At 55.7% G+C, this 23598-nt stretch carries 23 protein-coding genes; 14 read left to right on the forward strand and 9 right to left on the reverse strand.

Annotated elements, in window-relative coordinates; translation table 11 throughout:
- Window position 1: 1 nt before the first annotated feature.
- On the reverse strand, window positions 2-646 hold the full coding sequence (locus tag MICA_RS06805; protein ID WP_014102983.1) for a TlpA family protein disulfide reductase: 645 nt from the start codon (window positions 644-646) through the stop codon (window positions 2-4).
- A 31-nt stretch (window positions 647-677) separates the two neighbouring features.
- Here MICA_RS06805 and MICA_RS06810 point away from each other — a divergent pair, with 31 nt between their 5' ends.
- The 3 genes from MICA_RS06810 to MICA_RS06820 are packed head-to-tail and all read left to right on the forward strand — an operon-like array spanning window position 678 to window position 4674.
- A complete protein-coding gene (locus tag MICA_RS06810; protein ID WP_041793897.1) occupies window positions 678-908 on the forward strand; it encodes a hypothetical protein in 231 nt (76 codons plus the stop codon).
- Between the two features lie 29 nt (window positions 909-937).
- On the forward strand, window positions 938-2203 hold the full coding sequence (gene lysA / locus MICA_RS06815) for a diaminopimelate decarboxylase (protein ID WP_236619863.1): 1266 nt from the start codon (window positions 938-940) through the stop codon (window positions 2201-2203).
- Window positions 2200-4674 carry a DUF4175 domain-containing protein gene (locus tag MICA_RS06820; protein ID WP_014102986.1) on the forward strand — a complete coding sequence of 825 codons (2475 nt, stop codon included), beginning with the start codon at window positions 2200-2202 and terminating at the stop codon, window positions 4672-4674. Before lysA ends, MICA_RS06820 begins: the two co-directional genes overlap by 4 nt.
- A 6-nt stretch (window positions 4675-4680) precedes the next feature.
- Here MICA_RS06820 and MICA_RS06825 read toward each other — a convergent pair whose 3' ends face one another.
- The gene (locus tag MICA_RS06825) at window positions 4681-5442 is read right to left on the reverse strand and encodes an MJ0042-type zinc finger domain-containing protein (protein ID WP_014102987.1); all 762 of its coding nucleotides are present in this window, start codon (window positions 5440-5442) and stop codon (window positions 4681-4683) included.
- A 110-nt stretch (window positions 5443-5552) separates the two neighbouring features.
- On the opposite strand from MICA_RS06825, the gene MICA_RS06830 reads away from it, so the two are divergent.
- From MICA_RS06830 to MICA_RS06855, 6 genes are read left to right on the forward strand one after another with little or no spacing between them, the layout of a single operon-like run.
- Window positions 5553-6302: a hypothetical protein gene (locus MICA_RS06830; RefSeq protein ID WP_014102988.1), complete on the forward strand. Its 750-nt coding sequence runs from the start codon at window positions 5553-5555 to the stop codon at window positions 6300-6302.
- Window positions 6303-6321: 19 nt separating this feature from the next.
- Entirely contained in the window at window positions 6322-7035 is a 714-nt protein-coding gene (gene ftsE, locus MICA_RS06835; RefSeq protein ID WP_014102989.1) for a cell division ATP-binding protein FtsE, read from the forward strand.
- Window positions 7035-8009 carry a cell division protein FtsX gene (locus MICA_RS06840; RefSeq protein ID WP_014102990.1) on the forward strand — a complete coding sequence of 325 codons (975 nt, stop codon included), beginning with the start codon at window positions 7035-7037 and terminating at the stop codon, window positions 8007-8009. Before ftsE ends, MICA_RS06840 begins: the two co-directional genes overlap by 1 nt.
- On the forward strand, window positions 8006-8653 hold the full coding sequence (locus tag MICA_RS06845; RefSeq protein ID WP_014102991.1) for a YdcF family protein: 648 nt from the start codon (window positions 8006-8008) through the stop codon (window positions 8651-8653). The genes MICA_RS06840 and MICA_RS06845 overlap by 4 nt, the downstream gene beginning before the upstream one ends.
- Window positions 8650-9411 (forward strand): lysophospholipid acyltransferase family protein, encoded by a 762-nt coding sequence (locus MICA_RS06850; protein ID WP_014102992.1) that lies wholly within the window; start codon window positions 8650-8652, stop codon window positions 9409-9411. Before MICA_RS06845 ends, MICA_RS06850 begins: the two co-directional genes overlap by 4 nt.
- Before the next feature lie 23 nt (window positions 9412-9434).
- Entirely contained in the window at window positions 9435-10166 is a 732-nt protein-coding gene (locus MICA_RS06855) for a DUF2125 domain-containing protein (RefSeq protein ID WP_014102993.1), read from the forward strand.
- A 2-nt stretch (window positions 10167-10168) separates the two neighbouring features.
- Here the strand turns inward: MICA_RS06855 and MICA_RS06860 are convergent, their stop codons facing one another.
- The 4 genes from MICA_RS06860 to MICA_RS06875 all read right to left on the reverse strand — a co-directional run bounded on the left by MICA_RS06860 (window position 10169) and on the right by MICA_RS06875 (window position 13517).
- Complete coding sequence (locus MICA_RS06860) at window positions 10169-11029, reverse strand: chorismate mutase (RefSeq protein ID WP_014102994.1); 861 nt, start codon at window positions 11027-11029, stop codon at window positions 10169-10171.
- Between the two features lie 90 nt (window positions 11030-11119).
- Window positions 11120-11872: a class I SAM-dependent methyltransferase gene (locus MICA_RS06865; RefSeq protein ID WP_014102995.1), complete on the reverse strand. Its 753-nt coding sequence runs from the start codon at window positions 11870-11872 to the stop codon at window positions 11120-11122.
- A complete protein-coding gene (locus MICA_RS06870) occupies window positions 11869-12348 on the reverse strand; it encodes a (deoxy)nucleoside triphosphate pyrophosphohydrolase (protein WP_014102996.1) in 480 nt (159 codons plus the stop codon). The genes MICA_RS06865 and MICA_RS06870 overlap by 4 nt, the downstream gene beginning before the upstream one ends.
- 77 nt (window positions 12349-12425) lie before the next feature.
- Entirely contained in the window at window positions 12426-13517 is a 1092-nt protein-coding gene (locus MICA_RS06875; protein WP_014102997.1) for a peptidylprolyl isomerase, read from the reverse strand.
- Window positions 13518-13826: 309 nt separating this feature from the next.
- On the opposite strand from MICA_RS06875, the gene secA reads away from it, so the two are divergent.
- Window positions 13827-16562, forward strand: a complete 2736-nt coding sequence (gene secA / locus MICA_RS06880) for a preprotein translocase subunit SecA (protein WP_014102998.1) — start codon at window positions 13827-13829, stop codon at window positions 16560-16562.
- Window positions 16484-17380, forward strand: a complete 897-nt coding sequence (locus MICA_RS06885) for an FkbM family methyltransferase (protein ID WP_236619864.1) — start codon at window positions 16484-16486, stop codon at window positions 17378-17380. Before secA ends, MICA_RS06885 begins: the two co-directional genes overlap by 79 nt.
- A 4-nt stretch (window positions 17381-17384) precedes the next feature.
- Here MICA_RS06885 and MICA_RS06890 read toward each other — a convergent pair whose 3' ends face one another.
- Genes MICA_RS06890 through MICA_RS06900 form a run of 3 tightly spaced genes read right to left on the reverse strand, consistent with a single transcriptional unit; the run spans window position 17385 to window position 20374 of the window.
- Window positions 17385-18659 (reverse strand): HlyC/CorC family transporter, encoded by a 1275-nt coding sequence (locus MICA_RS06890; RefSeq protein WP_014103000.1) that lies wholly within the window; start codon window positions 18657-18659, stop codon window positions 17385-17387.
- 9 nt (window positions 18660-18668) lie between these two features.
- Window positions 18669-19769: a 3-dehydroquinate synthase gene (gene aroB, locus MICA_RS06895; RefSeq protein ID WP_014103001.1), complete on the reverse strand. Its 1101-nt coding sequence runs from the start codon at window positions 19767-19769 to the stop codon at window positions 18669-18671.
- Window positions 19769-20374: a shikimate kinase gene (locus MICA_RS06900; protein ID WP_321162933.1), complete on the reverse strand. Its 606-nt coding sequence runs from the start codon at window positions 20372-20374 to the stop codon at window positions 19769-19771. Before MICA_RS06900 ends, aroB begins: the two co-directional genes overlap by 1 nt.
- Window positions 20375-20483: 109 nt before the next feature.
- Here MICA_RS06900 and MICA_RS12405 point away from each other — a divergent pair, with 109 nt between their 5' ends.
- Genes MICA_RS12405 through xerD form a run of 3 tightly spaced genes read left to right on the forward strand, consistent with a single transcriptional unit; the run spans window position 20484 to window position 23466 of the window.
- Window positions 20484-20615 carry a hypothetical protein gene (locus MICA_RS12405; RefSeq protein WP_014103003.1) on the forward strand — a complete coding sequence of 44 codons (132 nt, stop codon included), beginning with the start codon at window positions 20484-20486 and terminating at the stop codon, window positions 20613-20615.
- A gap of 24 nt (window positions 20616-20639) precedes the next feature.
- The gene (locus MICA_RS06905; protein WP_014103004.1) at window positions 20640-22460 is read left to right on the forward strand and encodes a hypothetical protein; all 1821 of its coding nucleotides are present in this window, start codon (window positions 20640-20642) and stop codon (window positions 22458-22460) included.
- A 13-nt stretch (window positions 22461-22473) separates the two neighbouring features.
- Window positions 22474-23466: a site-specific tyrosine recombinase XerD gene (gene xerD / locus MICA_RS06910; RefSeq protein ID WP_081463072.1), complete on the forward strand. Its 993-nt coding sequence runs from the start codon at window positions 22474-22476 to the stop codon at window positions 23464-23466.
- The last annotated feature ends 132 nt before the right edge of the window (window positions 23467-23598 follow it).

Below are 23598 nucleotides of genomic sequence, written 5' to 3' on the forward strand. Positions count from 1 at the left end.
TCTAATCCCCTGCCGGGATCAGCCCATCTATCAATTCCAGCGCCCCCGGTGACGCCCAATCCGCAGGGCCCGTCAGCTTGTACAGCATCCGCCCATCCACCCCGATGATAAAGGTCGTTGGCAAGGCCAGGCCGATATAATGCCCCCACCCGGTTTGATCATCGGGGTTCAGGACATAATGTGGACCATCTTTCAGAAATCCGGATTTTTCCAGAAGCTGTCGGATTTTATCCGCCTTCGGGTCCACATCGGTGGACAGGGTGATCAGGGTAAAACGATCGCCCGAACCATCCCCCTGCCGCAATTCCTGTAACGCCCGCAGGGTTGGCAGTTCGGTCACGCATGGCGCGCACCATGTCGCCCAGAAATTGACCAGCAAAACCTTCCCCTTGAAATCCGCCGGGAAAGACGCAGATTTTCCATCAAACACCCCTAAAAGATCCGCCGGCGCGGGTCCGCGCGGGGCTTCGGTGTCATAGGTATGCACAGCCGCAAATTGGGCGAGGAAATCCGCCTTTGTTTGCGGTGCGGCTGTTGCCTTTGTGGCCGCGTTAGCGCTTAATAGTGGGCACAGAGTCACCAGTGCCAAAACCAACAAAAACAACCCGTTAAGGGATGTTGACCGGCACAGATTATAATATGTCATAACCCTATTCAGCCTTGTGGGATGTTTGAAGATGAACCGACTGTCTGCTTTTACCCTGTGTCTTCTGGCTCTGTCCATGCCTCTGGTGGCATGCGGTGTAAAACCCGGCCATGTGGATGCCCCGGCCACAGCCCAAAGCCCCGATACATTCCCGCAAACCTACCCGGCCACGGCAACCGACCCGGAGCCGACATACCGCAAACGCGCCCCGGCCCCAAAACCGGCCAACGCGGATCAAGCCGGTAGTGGATTGCAATTCTGATGTTCACCACCGGACCTGATGGCAGGTTGATGGCCGATCATGTCGCCGTGACCGATCTGGTCCGGGACCATGGATCACCGCTGTACGTGTATAGCGCATCACGCATGCGCGATAATGTGAACGCGTTGAAAGACGCGTGCGAATCCGCCCTGCCCGCTGATCGCCAGCCTTTGATCGCCTTTGCAACCAAGGCCAATTCCAATCTGGCCGTGTTGAATTTATTCGCGCAAATGGGATTGGGGGCCGATGTGGTCAGTGGCGGCGAATTGCACCGCGCCATCCGCGCGGGCATTGATCCGGGCAAGATCGTGTTTTCCGGTGTTGGCAAAAATGACGATGAAATTGCCGCCGCACTGGACCACGGCATTTTGCAAATCAATGTGGAGTCCGAACCGGAACTAAACCGCATTGCCGACATTGCCCGACGCAAAAACAAACGCGCACGCGTGGCCTTCCGCCTGAACCCCGATGTGGATGCGGGCACGCATGAAAAAATCACCACTGGGCGCGATGATAATAAATTCGGCCTGCCCGCCGCACGCGTGGCCGCATTATACCAACAATCCCAATCCGATATGTTCCTGGACCCCGTGGGGATCAGCCTGCATATCGGGTCGCAACTCACATCGCTGGACCCTTATGCCGAAGCGTTCCAGAAATTGTCCGATTTCGTTTATGAATTGCGCAACAACGGCATGGATGTCCGCCGCACCGATCTGGGTGGTGGTTTGGGCATTGTGTATGAGGACGAAGACGCACCGTGTCTGAATTCATACGCCGCACTGATCCGCGATCTGGTTCTGCCGCTGAATACCGAAATCATTCTGGAACCGGGGCGTTTGCTGGTCGGCAAGGCCGGTCTTCTGGCCAGCCGCGTTTTGTACGTAAAGGAAACGGATACGCACCGTTATCTGGTTCTGGATGCCGGGATGAATGATTTGATGCGCCCGGCTTTGTATGACGCGTTCCACGCCATTCGTCCGGCTGGCCCGCAGCGCGAAGGGGACTATATGACTTACGATGTGGTCGGCCCCGTTTGTGAAACCAGCGACACCTTCGCCCGCGCCCGGTCCCTGCCCCCGTTGCACCATAACGACGTGGTGGCGATCATGGATACGGGGGCGTATGGCGCATCGATGGGATCGACCTATAACACACGCCCGCGCGCGGCGGAAATTCTGGTCGATGGATCGAATGTCGCCGTGATCCGCGCCCGCGAAACACTGGATTCCATGTTGGCCGCCGAACACATTCCGACATGGCCAGCCAGTAAACCGGATAAAACAGGGACATGACCCACACACCGCGCCATGATGACCCGCAGGACAAACACCGCCGCCCGATAAAATTATCGGCGCGTCTGGGTTTTCTGCGCGCCATTGCGGCGTGGGTGATCGCGGCGGAACGCGGCACGGCGTCCATCTGGCGCATCGTTGTCTGGGCCATGGCGTTTGCCGGTTTGTGGATGTTACAAATTCCGCAAATGTTCGGCATGGCGGGTTCCATCATCGCGCTGATCATTTTCGTGGTGGGGCTTGTCTACATTCCGTGGCGGTATAGTCCGCGCTTCCAAATGCCGCGCCCGGTCGATATTGACCGCCGACTGGAAATTGACAGCGGCCTGTCCCACCGTCCGTTAAGCCAATCGCATGACCGTCTGGCCAACCCGCAGAAGGATGATACGCGCCGCCTGTGGGATGTTGCGCGCGACCAGCAGCAAAAATTACTGGCCCGCCTGCGCACACCCCGCCCGCGCCCGGTTCTGGCCCCGGCCGATCCGATGGCGTTGCGCATTCTGGCCGCGTTGGTGGTGATTTGCGGGCTGGCCATTGCGGGCCCGTCATGGACGGCGCGCGTGCACGATGGATTGGTGCCGTTTTCATGGCCCAAAGCCGTTGAAAAGGCTGACGCCATCACCGTGTGGATTACGCCTCCGGTTTACACGGGCGTGCCGGAAATGGTGTTCAGCGAAAAGACGCAGTTTGATCCCGCAAAACCGATTGCCATACCCATGGGCAGTGACATCAAAGTGCGCGTTCGCAGCCATTGGGGCGATATGGCCGCACCGGTTCTGGCCGCCGATGGGCAAAGCTTTGCCATGGACAATCTGGGTGATGGGAATTACGGACTGGTCCGCCCCTTGCCACAGGCCAGCCATTTCCGCATCCGCCAGCTGGTGTTCAACCGCATGGAATGGATGGCCACGATTATTCCCGACACACCGCCGACGATTGCCGTTGCGGGCGAACCGGATATTGGCCCGCATGCCGACGTCAAAATTCCCGTCAAAGTGCGCGACGATTATGGTGTTGAAACACTGGACATGACGGTCACATTGGCGGCAGATGCGGAATCTATACCGCTGGGGGCTGATTATACCGCGACACAAACCATCATGTCGCCACCAGGACAGGATTACGAAACCGCACCCTCCTTTGATCTGGCCTGGCACCCGTGGGCGGGATTGCCGGTGCAGATCAGTATGACCGCCACCGACCATCGCGGGCAAACGGCCAGCCTGAACGACCCTGTCACAATGACATTGCCGGAACGTGCATTCCGCCATCCGCTGGCGCGGCAATTGGTGACAATGCGCAAGCGCCTGATCCGCACGCCGGATGAAGCGGCGTCGAACGTGGCCTATGACCTTGAAACCATCGTTATGTCACCATCAACCTATCAAGGCGATCCGGTTATTTTTCTGGCTTTGCGCTCTGCCGCGGTCCGGTTGCTCACCTATCCGGGCAACAGGGATGAAATGGCCGCTGTTGTTGCCTTGCTCTGGGATGTGGCCCTGCGTGTCGAAGATGGCAACATGACCATGGCGTATCGCAGTTTGAAGGATGCGCAGCAAGCCCTGCAAAACGCCCTGCGCGATCCCACCACAACGCCGGAGCAACTGGCACAACTGGTCGAAGAATTGCGTCAGGCCATGGCTGAGTATATGCAAGAAATGATGCGCGAAATGCAAAAGAACATGGCCGAAAGCGGCAGTGAGCAATTGATGACCGCCGAAGCGCTGGAACAGGCGATGAACACCATGGATTTGTCGGCCTATATCGACCAGATGATGGCGCGGGCCATGTCCGGCGACCGTAACGCCGCCCAGCAGATGTTGAATGACTTGCAAAAAATGATGGAATCCATGGACCCATCCGCCGACATGCAATTGCCGGAGGATGTGAAGAAGATGATGGAGTCCCTTGGCGGTTTGCAGGAAATTATCGAACAGCAGGAAAAATTGCTCGCCGAGACCAAGGACGCCAAAACCACTGAATCCGAAACAGTAGAAGAAAAAGAACGGCAGGAAACCATTCGCCAAGACATGGGCGAGCTAATGATGAAAATGGATGAAGCGTTGGGCCAGATCCCCGAGAAAATCGGTGAGGCCGAACAATTCATGCGCAAATCCGGCGAAGAGCTGGCCGCCAATAATCCCGGCGGGTCCATCCCGCATCAGGAAGATGCGCTGGACCGCCTGCGAAACCAGCAAAAGCAAATGTCGGAAAAACTGCAGCAACGATTGCAGCAAATGACCATGCTGTCTTTTGGCGGCGGTGGCATGCGCACCGATCCGCTGGGCCGCCCGATTGAGGACGGCGAAGGCGGGCAAAATCCGTGGAGCAAATCAAAGGTCGAAGTGCCGGATGAAGCCGAACGCCGCCGCATCTATGACATCATGCAGGAACTGCGCAAAAAATCCGGCGAGCTGACGCGGCCGGATTATGAGCTGGATTATTTCCATCGCCTGATGCGGCAGTTTTAAGGGCGCTTATTTCCCGGCCAGTGTGAACTGCACGTTCACTTCCTTGGCTTCCATCGGAATGTCCGGATAGGTCGTATCAAACGCCAGCGTTTCTTCCGGCCCAATAACCTCGGACGGCGGTTCAATCACCCAGTCACGCAACGTTTCCTCGCCCGACACGCGCAAAGACACGCGAATGGGGGCCAGGCTTTGTTGCTGGGCGCGCAGATTGATGATCTGACCCGTCACACTCAAAACCTCAACACCCTGATCGTTATATTGGGTTTTGGCCTCAACCTGGTCAAAAATGACGCCCGCCATTGGCGGCAGAACGGTCACACCGGCCATTTCATACACGACTTTGGACGGTGGGAATTGTTCCATCACCGCGTCACGGAATGTATAAATGCCGCCCATGATAAAAAGGAACACGGCCGCTGCGGCCACGTATCCGCCCAGCCGGCCGCGCAATTCATAAACATCGTTCCCAATATGGGCTGGAACGGACGATCCCTCCGGGATGGGGCGCACACCTTCGGGGATCGGCTCGCCCACCGAGCCATCATCCACAGCGGATGCAGTTGCAATATCCTCCATCGCACCCGCAAAGGTGTCGATGGCATTGCCATCATCCACACCGGCATCATCCCCCCCGACCAATTCCGTTTCGGGGAAGTTTTCATGCCATGTATGGCCACAATTACCACACCGCACCTTCCGGCCGTTAGGGGCCAGAGAGTGGACAGGAACCAGATAGCGGGCGTGGCACTCTTCGCACGTCAAAATCATGGGAAGCAGTCCAAAAAGGAGGGATATTTCACTTCACAAACTCGATTCAGTATATAGAGTCTGCATGTGTTCCGTAAAGCTCCGTTTCACACCACAAAGGGATTTTCCAGATGATCGCCCGCTTTGCCACCCTGCTCGCCGCCCTTATCCTGCTATCCAGCGCGGGCGCCCAGGCACAGGATGCGGCCTGCGCCGGGTCGGATACGGCGTGCATTCTGAGCGTATTGGATAAAACCGCCGACACCATCACGGACAAAAAATGGCGGGATCAGACATTACGCGAAGTCGCCAAGCTTTACGCCGCCAAGGGCAACACGGATCAAGCCATCGCCATGATTGGCAAGATTGAAAACCCCGATACACGCGCACTGACCATTCGCGGGATTGGTATGGCCGTAGCGCGTCTGAACTGGACCGCGGATAAATACGGCCCGGTCTTCACCAGCCTGCAGACCGAAGCAGCCAAGATTGACCATGCGGCATCACACGCGATTGCACTCACATACATTGCCATGTCCCAAGCCTATGCCGGGGATGATGCGGGCGCGACCGCGACCGCCAAATCCATGACCAATGCCGCCTTGCGTAACAAAGCCTTTGCAGAAAATGCGGAAATTCAGGCCGCGCGCGGTGATGTGGACACGGCCCTGGCCAGCCTAGCCGCCGTGGAAGATGCTCAATACCGTGACAAACAAGCGCAAATCGTCGCCAAAATTCTGACCGATTCCGGGGCCTATGATAAAGCCATTCGGATCGCCAACAGCATTGCGACCCCGTATGCGCAGGCGCAGGCGATGTTGTATATCGCCGCCAAGCAAATCACGCCCCATGAATCTGATCTGGGGCAAAAAGACGAGTAAAGAAGGACGTGCGTAAACTATGATCCGTTTTGAACATGTCGGGTTGCGATATGGCATAGGGCCGGAGGTGCTGAGCGATATTACGTTCGCGCTGGAGCCCGGCTCATTCCACTTTCTAAGCGGCCCCAGCGGTTCGGGTAAAACCTCGCTGATGAACCTGCTTTATCTTGGCCGCCGCCCGACGCGCGGCCTGATCAACATGTTCGGCCAGAATATCGGCAGCCTGTCGCGCCAGCAGACCAGCCCCCTGCGCCAACGCATCGGCGTGGTGTTTCAGGATTTCCGCTTGCTGAACCACATGTCGGCGTTTGATAACGTCGCTCTACCCCTGCGCATCATGGGACAGCCGGAAAAAGAAATTCGCAATAATGTTGAGGAATTGCTGCATTGGGTTGGCCTTGGCGACCAATTGCGCACCTTGCCCAACACCATGTCGGGCGGGCAACAACAACGTGTGGCCATTGCCCGGGCCGTGATTACCCGCCCGCGCCTGTTGCTGGCCGACGAACCGACCGGGAACCTGGATGATGAAATCGGCTACCGCCTGATGAATTTGTTTGAACAACTCAACCGCATGGGCACCACCATCGTCATCGCCACCCACAACCAGCAAATGATGGACCAGTTCGGTCATAACCGTATGATCCTTGATCGTGGATCACTGCGCATTGAACCGGGCACGCGCGCACCGCAACACTGGCCCTCTGCCGATGCCATGGGGAGTGCCGTATAATGACAACCACCCCCGCAAAACCAAAAAAGAAATCCTTCAATCTACGCCGGGAACGCATGCTGGGCCGTGCGACCGAAAAACGGCGCTATGACTTGCCGTTGAACAAGGGGGCCGGGTCTGGCTTCCTGATGGTCCTGATCGCGCTGATGACCTTTCTGGCCATGATGGCCGTGGCGGCGTCCTTTACCCTGTCGGCGATGACGCATCGCTGGTCATCCGGGCTGGAAAACCGTGTCACGGTTGAAATTCCGGCCACAGATATGGATGGAAATTTGCGCGATGCCGATACCATCAACGACATTGCGACCAAAGCGCTCAGCATCCTGCATGCCCACCCGGCGGTGATTGACAGCCAGCGTATGGCCGATGCGGAAATTCGCAAGCTGGTTGAGCCGTGGCTGGGCACCAATCTGTTGAATGACACCATTCCCCTGCCCGCCCTGATCACCGTGGCCCTGCGCCCGGATACGGATGCGCCAACAATGGGACAATTGACCATCAGCTTGCGCAGTGCCGCGTCGAATATCCGTGTCGACACGCATGAAGAATGGCTGACGGACCTGCTGCGCTTCACAGGCGCGATGCAGCTGGGAGCCCTGATGATATCACTGGTTATTGGCGTAACGACTGTGACTGCTGTGGCCGGGGCCGTACGCGCCCGCATGGCGGTACACCGTGCCGATGTCGAATTGCTTCACATCATGGGTGCCAGCGATGGATACATCACCAAACAATTCCAGCGCCATGCCTTGATCCTGGCCCTGAAGGGTGGATTAGCCGGGGCTCTGGCGGGTGCGCTGGCCATGATGATCACCGGATGGGTATCCGGCGAAATGGGCGCGGCTATCCTGCCCGATTTCACATTAAGCGGCGGGCAGATTGCGCTGCTGTGCCTGACCCCGCTCTTGGCCGCCGCCATTGCCACGACCACGGCACGCTTCACGGTTCTGCGGGTATTATCGACATTCCCATGACCCACTATGTTCCCAGCCCCGTTCCTGTGCGCCTGATGAAACTGGCCGGATATAGTCTGGCGGCGGCGTTCTGGCTGTGGATCAGCGGTTATATTCTTTTCCTCGCATCCGTCTCGTTGACCCGACCGCATGACCCGGACCGCGCGACGGACGCCATTATCGTCCTGACCGGGGGACAAAACCGCATTCATACCGGCCTTGAATTGCTGGAACAGGGCAAGGCGGAATATCTGTTCATCTCCGGCGTTAATCCGGATGTCTCAATCATGCAGATCGTCCAGCAATGGAAACCAGACATCAGCCCCATTCCCTGTTGCATCATTCTGGGCCATGCCGCCGCCAATACCGAAGAAAACGCGCATGAGAGCAGCCAATGGGTGCGCGGTATGAATATTCATAGCGTCCGTCTGGTAACATCCACCTATCACCTGCCGCGTGCGTGGATTGAATTTAACCATGCTTTGCCACGCCATGAAATTCTGGCCCACCCGATCAAATCCCCCGTTCTAGAAGATGGCAGCCGCGATTTCCTGAAACTGGGGTTCAGTGAGTATAATAAAACCCTGATGACATGGGTGCGGCAGAATATTTTTGACATTGACCTCTGGCGCGCACAGAAGAACAAAAAAGAACAACAGCAATGAAAACGATCGAAATCTTTCTGCGCTCTACGATCTTCAACATTTTTTTCTTTGGCGTGACCGCCATCATGGCGATCAGCCTGCTGCCCACCGCCTTGCTGCCGCGCCGGGTATTTATGGGGGTGGTCTGGTCATGGGTGCGTGTCGTTCATATCTTGGAACGCTTTATCCTGAATCTGGACTACGAAGTGCGCGGCCTGGAACATTTTCCACGGGACCGCACCGTTATCATCGCCGCAAAACACCAATCGGCTTATGAAACATTCAAACTGCACATCCTGTTCAATGATCCGGCCATTGTTTTAAAGCGCGAATTGCTGCGTATTCCGGTCTGGGGGCTTTACCTGTCTAAAATCGATCCGATTGCGATTAACCGTTCCGAGCGCGGCGATGCCCTGCGATCGCTGATTGCCGCACTGGACCACGTCAAAGACCAGCATCGCCCGATCATCATTTTTCCCCAAGGCACACGCGTGAAATATAACGCCACGCCAGCCGATAAACCATACAAGGCCGGCGTGGCCCGCATGGCGTTACAGGGGAATATTCCAATCGTTCCATTGGCGATGAATACGGGCCTATTCTGGCCCAAACTGAGCTGGATGAAGCGCCCAGGCCGAGTGATTTTTGAATTCCTACCCCCGATCGCACCGGAAGGATCCGCATCCGATATCATGCATAAATTGCAACATGATATTGAGGAACGATCCAACGCCCTGATGGACGAAGCGCGGGAAAAATCTCCTTGGTTGCCACGATGAATAAAGGCGTAACACAGTGGGCCATGCGCATAACCTATGCCCTGTCGGGCATAATCGTGTTGGGGTTCGCCGTTTACTGGCTCGCGTTCTACATGATGGCCGGAAAAATTGTCGCCCGCGCCGTAACCGATCTCACATTACGCGGGTATGACATCGCCGCCCAGGTGCAACCCGGCGGATTTCCCGTTATTCCAACACTGACGGGCTTTATCAAGCTGACCACACCAGATGGCACGATCAGCGTCAGCATTCCGAACCTGCGGCTGCGTGGGTTTTTCATTCCGTATACACGCCTGCGGATTGACGCCGAACCGGGCATATATTTAACCGGGCCGGGCACAGACGCCATGTGGCCGACATGGCGACAAATGGAAAAGGTCCACCTGTCCTTCGACATTCCACCAACGGTTTATGCGGGCATGAAGGCCGTACCCATTCATAATTTTGACATCACGGTCGATCAATCGCGATTCATCGGCAACGGCCTGTTGCAGCTGGACTCCATGGCGCAACCCGCCGGCATGATGAATATGCGTATTGTCGGAATTGATCACGTCATTGAGCAGGTTCGCAAAGACGGTACCATTGATAAACAAAAGGCAATGATGCTTAGCGCCCTGCTGCGTGGGTTTGAACAGCCAGATCCGGAAACAGGGGCCATGGCTGTCACCATTCCCCTTACTCTTCGCGACCGGTGGCTTTATGTCGGGCCTATCATGTTGTGGCAAATCCCGCCTATCGCGCTTGGCCTGTAAGATCAGGATTCCAGTGCCGGGATAACAGGATATCCACCCAGACAGATACAGGTACCGTCGGGATTATCGAGCGTGGCCAAAATCTGGCCTGTCATGTCACCATTGGCAATATAGCGGTCAACCTCGACAAAATGCTGGGTGCGCTCCAAACCCGGATGACCTTTGCGAGACAGCAGGCTGAGCGGGGTCATGCCCATCGTTTTCAGGCGATCCACAATCCGCGCCCGGCTGATACTGTCATCCAGATCGAGGAACAGGAAGGAATGGTCATGGCCGCTGTCGTTAAATTTCAGGCAGCCCACCACCAAGGCCTTGAAACCCGGGCGAGTGCGGCTGTCCACCCCGCTGCCATACGGCAGGCTGGCCACGATATGGGCGATTTTTTCAGGGGATTCACCGCGCATATACGCCCACCACGGCTTCGGATCCTGATCATCCGGCCACGGCAGAACGGCGAATGTAACTTCGCCCTCCTTCACCATCGACAGGGCGTTCATTGGGTTGGCCATTTTTTGCATCGGCACAACACTGCCGAAATAATTCTTGGCCATGTCCCAGGCTTCGGTCATCTGATCATCCGAGGCGCAAACAATCACCTTCACATCGGTTTGCAACAACGATACGGCCCCGACCAGTTCACGCCAGATCCGCACAACGGCATTGCGCGGTAACGCCCCATGATGGCGATCCATCAAACGACGGATCATGACGGCTTCACGATCGGGCTGGATCACTTGAACTTTGTTTCGTCGTTTCTCCTCCCCGATTTTTTGCACCAGATCGGCCCGCTTCATCAGCAGGTCGTGCAAATTATTATCGAGGTCATCGATTTCACGCCGCAAATTATCAACGCTATCGACCATGGGACACTCCGGAAGAAAGAAAAAATGGAAGGGATTAACCATAGCAAGGCCAATGCCGCACCGCAAGGCAAACCGGTTGATCGGTTCGGCTTATCCCTGTTCCCGCCGTCCGCCGCTCAACGCATTGGGCACCAGAATTCGCCGCCCACGAATTTTAACCTTGGATGTTTGCGCGACAGGTGTGCCCGCATAAAGCTGTTTGCTGAATTCCGCGATATGCAGACCGCACAATCCCGGCATGATCCGCGCCCCGATCCGCTCCATAAACCAGAAGGTTCGCAGCATCAGGAACGTGCGTACCGGCGGCAGGAATAACGCCCGCTCGGTTCGTTCATGCACGAAAGAGTGATCACGGAACAATTGCACGATTTGCGACGCGGAAAACGGTTGTCCCTGACCAAACGGGGACCAATCCGCCCGCGCCCAGAACCCCAAACGATTGGGCACGACAACGATAATCCGCCCACTGCTTTTCAACACGCGCCACAATTCCTGTAAATTCGGGGACAGGATTTCGGCATGTTCCACGCTGTGCACCAGCAAAATGCGGTCCACAGATTCGGTTTCCAGCGGCAATTCGGATTCTTCGGCCAGACACACCAGATTTTTCTCATGACGTGGCCAGACGCGCGCCCCCAGACGTGCGGGCATCACAGCAATGACACGTTCCGCATCCTTCATATACGGGCGCAAATAGGGTGTGGCATACCCACAGCCCAGAACGCGCAAACCCTTTACATCCGGCCACATGGGAATCAGGTGATCGAGCAAAATCCGTCGCACCAGCCGGCCAGATCGACTGTCGTAAAAAGCCTTCAGATCATAAATCGATCCCGTGCTCATCCACGCCCCAGATAGGTTTCAAGTTGCGGGATCAATGGCAGGTCGGCTTCCGGCATCGGCATGGCATACATTTCATGCGGGAATGCCCATTTCAATCCGGCATGCTCATGCATTTGCGGCTCACCGCGCCAGACACGGCACGCATAAAGCGGCATGATCAAATGAAAATCATCATAGCCATGCGATGCCATGCCAATCGGCGTGTAACAGCACGGGCGCGTTTCAACACCCAATTCTTCTTCTATCTCGCGCATCAGGGCAAATTCGGGGGTTTCACCCTGCTCCATCTTGCCGCCCGGAAATTCCCACAGCCCTGCCATGGCTTTTCCCTCGGGCCGTTGCGCCATCAGCACGCGCCCATCCGCATCAATCAACGCCGCCGCAACAACGAACACCGTGCGTTTAGGCGCACAGGTCGGGCGCGGCAGATCCAGCGCCTCTTCACACGAAATCGATTTCTTTACAAAGCGGACCATAATTTCTCTTTCAGACAAACCCCCTCACCAATCTTTGGCGAGGGGGTTGCGTATTGTTTAAACCGTTACACCAAAAATTACGGTGTTGCCGGAGCCGGGGTTTCAGCCGGAGCCTCAACCGGAGCAGCCTCAGCAGGCGCTGCTTCAGCCGGGGCGGCTTCTGTCGGTGCAGGGGCGGCCTCTGCCTTCGGCGCATCGGCGACAATCGGTTTGCCGTTGATATCGAAGCGTTCAATTTTCGCTTCTTTCTGCCATTCCTGAACCATACGGCCCAGCTCTTCCTGGCGCAACTTGGCTTCGACTTGCGGCTTCACGTCTTCAAAGGCCGGAGCCGGACGGTTACGCTTGTCTTCCAGCTTGATCACATGCCAGCCGAATTGGGTTTTCACCGGAGTTTTGGTGTATTCGCCAACTTTCAGACCAAAGGCCGCGTTGGAAAATTCCGGGATCATGTCACCCTTGGTGAAATACCCCAGATCGCCGCCGTTTTCAGCCGTCGGACCCGTGGAGTTTTCACGGGACAGGGTCTCAAAATCAGCCCCGCCATCCAGCTTGGTGATCAGCTCTTTCGCCTTGTCTTCGCTTTCTACCAGAATGTGGCGTGCTTTCGCTTCTTCCACGTTGCCCATCTGTTTGACCAGAGAGTCATATTCGGCTTTCAGCTTCGCTTCGCTGATGCCTTTATCCAACTGGCGTTGAACGTAGATGTTACGAACAATCTGGCCCTTGGCCATTTCCATCATTTTCACAACTTCGGGATCTTGCTCCAGCGAAGCGCCAGCGGCCTTCTGGTCAACGATCTTGTTGTTGATGACTTGTTCCTGCGCCATCGGGAACAATTGATCCAACGGCATGGCGCGCATGTTTTCCGGCAGAGCGGCAATAAAGCCCAGAACATCGCTACGGGTGACGTCTTCGCCAGCAACTTTGGCAACAACCGGGTTGCCTTGGATGATTTCACCCGCTGGGGTCTGGATCGTTTCGCCTTCAGCCGGTGTCGCCGCGGCGGTATCGGCCGGGGTTTCAGCGGCGGTCGCCGCTGGCTTATCGGATTCGTTCACACCCTTACCGGACAGGAATACAAACCCGCCCGCACCAATCGCCAGAACGGCCACAGCCGCCAGTGCAATCACGGTTTTAGATTGGCCTTGTTTGTTTTCAGCAGTCATAAAAGACTCTCCTTAATAGCATTTTTCGTATTACGTGAACCACGTACCCGGTCAGACTGACCATGAAAAAGGGCGTAAATATGGTGTGGTGATTCTGGACTCTATAGGGGGTTCAACACAGAATAAAGCCGCCATGTCCGGGTTGTCCCCATCCTATGGGCTACAAGAGGGGCGAAGTTATCCACCGCCCTTCTTGCCTTTCCGTTGACGTGGGCTGGGCGGAGTTCTATATCTTCACTCGTAAAAATGGCGAAAATCCCGTGTTATTGAGGGGTTTCCTCTTATTTTCCATACATCACAAAGGATACGATGTTGCTCGCCCTCGCCCAGAAAATTTTTGGTTCCAGTAATGACCGTATGGTCCGCTCCGTCGCCCGCCACGTTGAGCCGATCAACGCGCTGGAAGCCAAGTACCAAGCCATGTCCGATTCCGAATTGCGGAATCAAACCGCGTTGTTCCGCGACAAATTGGCCAGCGGTGAAAAGCTGGACAATCTTTTGCATGACGCGTTCGCCGTTGTGCGCGAAGCCGCAAAACGCACACTGGGTCAACGCCATTTCGATGTGCAGTTGATGGGTGGTGCCGTTTTGCATTCCGGTAAAATTGCCGAAATGCGTACGGGTGAAGGTAAAACATTGGTGGCCACACTGGCCGCGTATCTGAACGCTCTGCCCGGCAAAGGCGTGCACGTTGTAACGGTCAACGATTATCTGGCCAAACGTGACGCGGAATGGATGGGCCAGGTTTACCGCTTCCTCGGCCTGACCGTTGGCTGCATCGTGCATGATATGAAGGATCAGGAGCGCAAAGCCGCCTACGCCGCCGATATTACCTACGGCACGAACAATGAATTCGGCTTCGACTACCTGCGCGACAACATGAAATACCGCCTGGACGCGATGGTCCAGCGCCCATTCCATTTCGCCATCGTCGACGAAGTGGACTCCATTCTGGTGGACGAAGCACGGACACCGTTGATCATCTCCGGCCCGGCCGAAGATTCATCGGAGATGTACACGGCCATCAATAAAATCATTCCGAAGCTGATCGCCGAAGATTTCGATCTGGATGAAAAACAGCGCAGCGTCGCCCTGACCGATCAAGGGACCGAGCATGTGGAAGATTTGCTGCGCCAAGCTGGCCTGTTGCAGGATGGTGGCACGATGTATGATGCCGGCAACGTCACGCTGGTCCACCACGTGAACCAGGCCCTGCGCGCGCACAAGCTGTTTGCCCGCGACCGCGATTACATCGTGAAGGATGACAAGGTCATCATCATCGACGAATTCACGGGCCGTATGATGGAAGGCCGCCGTTTCTCCGAAGGTCTGCACCAGGCGTTGGAAGCGCGTGAAGGCGTGAAGATCCAGAACGAAAACCAGACGCTGGCTTCTATCACCTTCCAGAACTATTTCCGCATGTACCCGAAACTGGCGGGCATGACCGGTACGGCCATGACCGAAGCGGCGGAATTTGAAGAGATTTACAAACTGGGTGTCGTGGATATTCCCACCAACAACCCGGTCGCCCGTATCGATCACAACGACAAAATCTATAAATCCCTGCGGGAAAAAGAAGATGCCGTTGTAAAACTGGTTCAGGAATGCCGCGATCGCAACCAACCGGTTCTGGTCGGCACCGTGTCGATTGAAAAATCGGAACAATTGTCCGAGAAACTGAAAAAGGCTGGCATCCCGCACAACGTGCTGAACGCCCGCCACCACGAACAGGAAGCCTATATCATCTCCCAAGCCGGTCGCCCCGGCGCGGTGACGATTGCCACCAACATGGCCGGTCGTGGGACCGACATTCAGTTGGGCGGTAACCTGCAAATGCGCATCGCCGCCGAAATCGACGATACGTTGCCGGATGATCAGAAACAGGCCCGTATCACCACCCTGACCGCCGAGATTGAGCGCGACCGCGAAATTGTACGCAGCGCGGGCGGTTTGTATGTGATTGGGACGGAACGCCACGAATCCCGCCGGATTGATAACCAGCTGCGTGGCCGTTCGGGCCGCCAGGGTGATCCGGGTGCCACCATGTTCTTCCTATCGCTGGAAGATGATTTGATGCGCATTTTCGGGTCCGAAAAAATGGAAATGCTGCTGGGGAACAAACAGATTGGCCTACGCGAAGGCGAAGCCCTGGTTCACCCGTGGATTTCCAAAGCGCTGGAACGCGCCCAGGCCCGCGTGGAACAGCAGAACTTTGAAATTCGTAAAAACCTGCTGAAATTCGACAACGTCATGAATGACCAGCGGAAAGTGATTTACGAACAACGCCGCGAAATCATGGATGCCGATGATGTCGAAGACATCGTTGCCGGTATGCGCCATGAAGTGATCGAAGATATGGTCATGCGCCTGATCCCGGCACAATCCTATGCCGAACAATGGGACACGGCGACGCTGAAAGCCGAAGTCCTGCGCGTTCTTTCCCTCGACCTGCCGATTGCGGATTGGGCGAAGGAAGAAGGCATTGCCGACAATGAAATCATCGACCGCCTGATCGATGCATCGGACAAGAAAATGGCCGCCAAGGCCGTGAATGCCGGACCGAAAGTCTGGCGTCAGATGGAAAAAGCCTTCCTGCTCCAATTGCTGGACCAAAACTGGAAAGAACACCTGCTGAACCTCGACCATTTGCGTCAGGGCATCAATCTGCGCGCCTTCGGCCAGCGTGACCCGCTGAACGAATACAAAACTGAAGCGTTCACAATGTTTGAAATGATGCTGGTCCAATTGCGTGAAAACGTGACCACGACGCTCAGCCTGCTTGAAATCCGCTCACCGGAAGATTTGCAGCAACTGGCCCGTGGCCCACAGGAACCGGACCCGTCCAAACTGCACGAAACGCGGGTTGACCCGGCCTCAGCCGAAACATCCGTACCGGATGACAGCATACAGCCGGCCACCCAGCAGCCGATCCGCAATGCCACATTCAATGCGCAGGACCCTTCGACATGGGGGCAAACGCAACGCAACGCGCCCTGCCCGTGCGGGTCTGGCAAAAAATTCAAACATTGCCACGGACAGGTTTGAAATTGAACGCACAGCTACAGGCCCCACGCGCCCTTGATCCCGCCTATCGCATGGTGATTGCGGTGGCCCGTCGTACGCCCTTATCCCGTGGTGGGTTTCGCCGCGCGATCTTGAATTTCATCAAGGCCCGCGTCGATCACCCGATTATCACGGATTTTCGCGGTGTGCCCTTTATCCTGAATCTGGATAACACGACCGAGGCAAAGGCCCTGTTTGGGTATTACAATATCGACGAACTCAACTTCCTGAACGCCGGATTGCCGGATACGGGGGCCGTTTTTGTTGATATGGGGGCCAACTCTGGCTTCTTTACCCAGAATTTTCTGGCCCGGACCAAGGGCACAGGCCACGCACTGGCCATCGAACCCAACCCGAAAATGTGCGCCCGCATCCGCGCCAATTACGAAATTTTACAAGCCCAGAGCAAGACAGGCGTCTCCAAACTCAGCCTTGAACAGTGCGCCGTCGGTGATGTCAGCGCGGTGATGGAACTGGATTTATCAACCGGCTATGGCGGTGCCCATGCCACGGATGAAAAATCCGCGCATTCCATCACGGTTCAGGTTGAACCGTTTGAAACATTGCTCCGCCGCAATGGCATTGAAAAAATCGACGTGATGAAGGTGGATGTTGAAGGGTTTGAAGACCGCGCCCTGATCCCGTTCTTCAAAAACGCGCCACAAAGCCTGTTCCCGAAACACATCATTATTGAACACACATCCCAGGACCAATGGGTTGGTGATTTGTTTGGCGTCATGAAAGATGCGGGTTATCGTACCGTTAAGACAACACGCGGGAATATGTTTTTGTCACGCTAGCATCCTACGCCGCTTCACCCTTTTTCTTCGGTGGCGTCACGCGGACCAGCGTGATCTGGTTCCGATGGCGACGAACGATATCGAAGCGGAATCCATAAAAATTAAACACCTGGCCAATATCCGGGATTTTCTGGGCTTCGTGCAGGACAAGCCCCGCCAACGTTGAATAATCCTCGTCCGGCAGATTCCAGTCAAATTCCCGGTTCAAGTCGCGGATCGTGACCGTTCCATCAATCAACAGCGTGCCATTGGGCTGTTTGCGTACGCCGGCCACGCTGATGTCATGTTCATCATCAATGTCACCAACGATCTCTTCCAGAATATCTTCCAGCGTAATAATGCCCATGAGCGAGCCATATTCATCGACAACCAAGGCAAAATGTTCCCGACGTTTGCGGAATTCCTGCAACTGGTCAAACAGGGTTGTGCTGTTCGGAATAAACCACGGATCGGCGGCCAGACGTTCAACATCAATGCGATCAATGCTCCCGCCTTCGCTTTGCATTTCACGCAACAGCGCCTTGGCATGGATCACACCGACAATATTGTCCGCACTGCCGCGCCAGACGGGAATGCGGGTATAGGGGCTTTCCAGCACCTGTTGAACAATGGCGGCGGCTGGCTGATCCAGATCAATCATCATGACATTACGGCGGTGGATCATAATTTCCTCCACCTCCACATCGGCCAGGTCCAGAATGGAACGCAGCATTGCGCGCTGTTCCTGCACTTCCTTGTCTTCACCGCTGTGCATTTCAATGGCACCGCGCAGTTCTTCGATATTGTTCCCGACATTCACCTGAGTAATGTCCTGCCCAAACAGGCGCAACAACCCCCGCACAATCCACGCCACCGTTTCGGTCACCGGCGCCAGGATTTTAATCAGCACGTTAATGATAGGCGCAATCGTCATTGCCATGCCATCGGCATGATAGAAAGCGTAGGTTTTTGGCAACACTTCCGAGCAGATCAGAACGATCAGCGTCATGGCAATCGTGGCATAAAAAACACCCGCATCGCCAAACAGAAAAATCAAAACACTGGTCGCCAGTGCCGAAGCCATAATATTGACCAGGTTATTCCCCAGCAACAAAGCCCCGATCATGCGGTCTTTTTTATCGCGCACCTTATTCACCATGATGGCGCGTTTATTGCCTTCCTTCGCCAACGCCGCCATACGGGCCTTGGATGCCGCCGTCAAAGCGGTTTCAGAGCCGGAAAAAAACGCAGACAGGCACAACAGAATAAAAATCGCAAAACAGGACAAACCCAAAGACATTATTTTTCCTTACAAAGACTGATTTAAAACAGACAGAACATCATGATCATCCACACCACCCTGGACAAAAGCCTGCCCGATACCCCGCGTCAATATAAACTGGATTCCCTGATCATTGGCCTTTTTATCGCCACGCATCCGGTCCAACAAACCTTTTTCATCCAGAGACAGCGGTAAATCCATATCGCGCAAGGTCACTGGCAACTCGACAATTTGCAAATGCGCGCGCGTGCGCGTCACTGTATCGTGCGAACAAAGTGACAAACGCGCCGATAATTCCGTAGCCAGCATCATGCCCACGGCCACCGCTTCACCATGTAAAACACGACCATCATAGCCACAGGCGGATTCAATGGCATGCGCGAATGTGTGACCAAAATTCAACAACGCGCGGCGACCGCCCGCACGTTCATGCTCATCCTCGGCGACAATCTCGGCCTTGTGTTTACAGGATGTTTCGACGGCATGGGTAATGGCCTCGGGATCACGGGTCAGCACCCGGACCCCATTATGTTCCAGCCACGCAAAAAATTCCGCATCACCCAGAAGGCCGTATTTGACAATCTCGGCATATCCGGCACGCAATTCGCGGGCGGGCAGTGTGTCCAGAACATTGGTGTCACAAAACACGGCAACAGGCTGATGAAACGCCCCGACCAGATTTTTGCCCGCACCCATATTGATACCGGTTTTGCCACCAACCGAGCTGTCCACCTGCGCCAGCAGGGTCGTTGGCACCTGAACAAAAGAAATGCCCCGCATAATGGTGGCTGCACAAAACCCGCCCAGATCACCCACGACACCGCCGCCAACCGCAATCAACACCGATCCACGATTCACGCCGTTATCCAGCAACCAATCCTGCACCCGTTCAAACCATGCAATGGATTTTGTGGCTTCACCCGGTGGCAAGGTCATCGTAATGCCACCACAGGCCCCGGCAACCTGCAGGGCATAGGCCTCGGCATTTTCGTCCGTCAAAACAAAAAAACGTTTTGACTCTGCAATCGATGGCGGTAATGCATCCATGATCGTATTCAAAACACCCTGCCCGACATGGATGTCATAGGCACGATCCCCCAACGGCACATGAACCACACGGTTATTCATTACATATCCCCCAACAGATCCTGCAGCCCGCGCAGGGCCTGCATCATAATGGCATCGTCATCACCGGACCCGGTATCCACCTGTATCATCGCCCGGGCATAAACAGGGTCGCGGATCACGGATAAGTCACGCAAAACCTGTTCCGGGTCCTTACCAGCCAGCAACGGGCGCGGACGGCCATTGCGTGTTCGTTCGGCCAGAATGGCCAGATCCGCCCGCACCCAGATGGAGATGGATTGCGCCCAGATCAGATCCGCCGTTTCAGGGCGCATAACCGCCCCGCCCCCGGTGGAAATCACCTGTTCCCCGTTATCCAGCAGACGGCGGATCACCCGGGCTTCGCCGTCGCGGAACGCCGGTTCACCCAATGTTGCAAATATTTCCGGAATGCGCATACCGGCAGCCCGTTCAACCTCGTCATCGGAATCAACGAAGGGCAGGCCCAAAACTTGCCCCAAGCGACGGCCCAGGCGAGATTTGCCGGCCCCCATGGGCCCCACCAGTACGATGGGGCGGTTAATCCGCCCCCGTACCAATCCGATCAGGGCCTCGGGGCCCATCCTGTCCTGTGGGATAGTATTCATCCCATTCTTATGCCACGGCATGAATAAAATGAAAATATGGCCCCCACCCTGTTGAATTCAGGCCCCCCTTTGCTACATTGCCCGTATTATGTCGATTCGGGAATAATCCCGCCCAATAAGGAGTTTGACCATGCTGAAATGGATTTCACTGGCCGTTTTACTGATGATCATCGGCGGTTTCGGGTTTGTTGCGTTTACGGACGTCAACGTGCCGCAGACCGAAGTCAGCAAGACCGTTCCAAACGACCGTTTTTACAACTGATCCAGTATTGGGGCCTCGCGTATCATGATCATCTCGCGGACATTCAAAATTTTCATGCTGGGCGTTGCGGCCATGACCGTCATGGCAACACCCGTTTTCGCGAATGACCGCATGGCCGGAACACAGGGCGGCGCAAACCGCCCTGCTCCGGTGAAAACGGAAAAACCGGACACCGAAGCCCCAAAGAAACAAGATCAGGCCCAAACGGTCAAGTTCACGCCACCACCCACATCGTTGCCCAAATTCAGCTACAAGGTGCTGGAAAGCTACGGCACGCTCAGCGACCCGCTGGGCACCACGCTGGGCGTTGATATGTGGGCGGGATCATCACGATCCACCATCGTAAAAGAAATTCCCAACCTGCCCACCGGTCACACCGTGGCAACGATGCAGGACATGACGCTGCGCCTGCTTTTGACCCAGGCCGACAGCACTTTTATTCGCGCCGATGTCGCCCCGGAAAAGGGCAACGACCTGATGACACTGCGCCTGCAAAAGCTGCTGGATATTGGCGCTTATAAATCCGCGATGGATTTGTATACGCAAATTGCGGGTGAGCCTTATCACGAAAAACTGGCCCGCGCCGGCATTACCGCCATGCTGTATAACGGCGAAACCGGATTGGCCTGCCTTGAATTTCGCGCTGTGCAAAAACGCATGATGGACAACCCCGCCGACATGTCCGCCGATGACATGGCGTGGTGGACCGCCATGGCCCCGATCTGTGGCGCCATCCAGGCCCGCATGATCAACCCAAAGGCCGACGACTTCAAAATTGACGAAACCGCATTGGGCGAAAGCAAAATTCTGACTCAACTGCTATCACGGAAAGATTTCAAACTCGGTATCGGCGATGTCGAAGATTTTGCCGCGCTGAATGGTTTGGAACGATCCGTTTTGGCGGGCTTGCGCCGTTATGATTACAGCCGCCTGAAACTGCGCGATGTCGCGACCGTGGATGGGGCCGTGCTGATGATCATGGTCGAAGATCCGACCATGCCCGCCCGCCTGCGCGCACCGTTAATGGCCGAGGCTCTGCGCCGTGGCCTGGTCCACACCGACCGACTGGCGGCCTTATATGACGACGCCGCAATTGATGCGGGCCCGCTGGGCAGCGTGGCGCAATCATGGCGCTCCATTAAAGGGGCACCGAAAGCCACCATCGACGCCACATTGCCCGGATTGATGAATTTTGACGCCCGCACGCCTGCCGCCGCCTACTATCCTTTTGCCGAATCCTTAAGCAAAGCCAGCCCGGAGGGCTTCTCTGGCCGGGCTTTGGACAACGGCCTGCGGGTCATGATGCTGGCCGGGGTGGCCCCGCCGGAACGCTGGGTCAAGGCCTGGAATGCCCGCGAATCAGTGTCCGAATCACGCCCTTCCGAATCATATGAATTGGGGGCCGCCATGGCCGTTTTGGGAAATAATTCACGCCTTTTGGATATTTTTAATAGTGACGCCGCCAAGGCCCGTTTCGCCACCCCGGAAAGCCAAAAAGACAAGGAAATCCTTGCTGTTTTTAGTGGACTTGGGCTGGAAAATGCATTACATAATGCCGACAAGTCCGGCGCTTATGAAAAATTGTTTGACTTGACAGCCCCTAACGATTATGTAATGCCGTTAGGTGGCTTGTTAGAACAGCTCGGCAGAGCCGCCGAAGATCAGCGGCTTGGTGAGACGGTACTGCTAGCCTCTGTGATCCTGAACGATATGGCCCGGGCCCCGGACAAGGTCCACCCCGGCGTTATCCGCGAGGTTCTCAGAAGTTTAGTAACAGTGGGGTTCAAAAAAGAAGCACATGATCTGGCTCTTGCAGTCATTCTGGGCTTAGACGAATTAAAATAGGAGATATATTAAAATGGCTCGTCCTGGTCGTCCGGCAATGCCGAAACCGAAACTTCACCCGCTCGTGGATTCGTTCCTCGATATGCTCACGACTGAGCGCGGGGCTGCAATGAACACACGCCAGGCCTACTGGCGCGATCTGGCTGATTTCAGCCTGTATCTGCGCGACAAAGCCAGCAAAGAGATCGTCGATGCCAGCAACGACGAAATCAAATCCTATTTGAAAGACCTCGGTGACAAGATGCACGTGAAGGGCCAGAACACGGCTCAGATCGCAACCCGTACGGTTGCCCGCCGTCTGTCCGCCCTGCGCCAGTTCTACCGCTATCTGGTATCGGAAAACATCCGCAAGGATGACCCGACGTCAGCGATCGAAAGCCCGAAACAAGGCCGCACCCTGCCGAAGACTCTGTCTGAGTCCGAAGTCAGCAACCTGATCAAAGCTGCTGCCATTGGCGGCGGTGCTGACAGCCTGCGTCTGGTTTGCCTGCTGGAAATGCTGTATGCCACCGGCCTGCGCGTTTCTGAACTGGTTGGCCTGCCGCTGTCCTCGATCAACGATGATCGTCAGTTCCTGATGGTTGAAGGCAAAGGTGGCCGTGAGCGCATGGTCCCGCTGTCTGAACCGGCTCAAAAATCTCTGGAAAAATATCTGGATGTCCGTCAGCAATTCGTTGCGTCCGACGACAAAGGCACCCAGGGCCAGTGGCTGTTCCCGTCCCGTACGTCGGAAAGCGGTCACCTGACCCGTCAGCGCTTCGCGCAACTGCTGAAAGACTTGGCTGATACAGCCGGTATTGATGCAGACCGCGTCAGCCCGCACATCCTGCGCCACGCTTTCGCAACGCACCTGTTGAACAACGGTGCCGACCTGCGCGCGGTACAGAAAATGCTGGGCCACGCCGACATCGCAACAACCCAGATCTACACGCACATCGTGGGCGAAAAGGCCAAGAAAACGGTCGAAGAAAAGCACCCGCTGGGCCAAAAGGTTGTTGGCGCCTAATTTGATCCGGGCCGGAGTTTTATACTCTCCTTTGGTATCAATAGGTTAAGCAAGAATATGGAACAGGCTGACAATTGAATTTGTCAGCCTGTTCTGCTATCACAATGGACCTTCTAACCTGTATGTAAGGAA

This window comes from Micavibrio aeruginosavorus ARL-13 (genome assembly GCF_000226315.1).
GTDB lineage: Bacteria > Pseudomonadota > Alphaproteobacteria > Micavibrionales > Micavibrionaceae > Micavibrio > Micavibrio aeruginosavorus_B.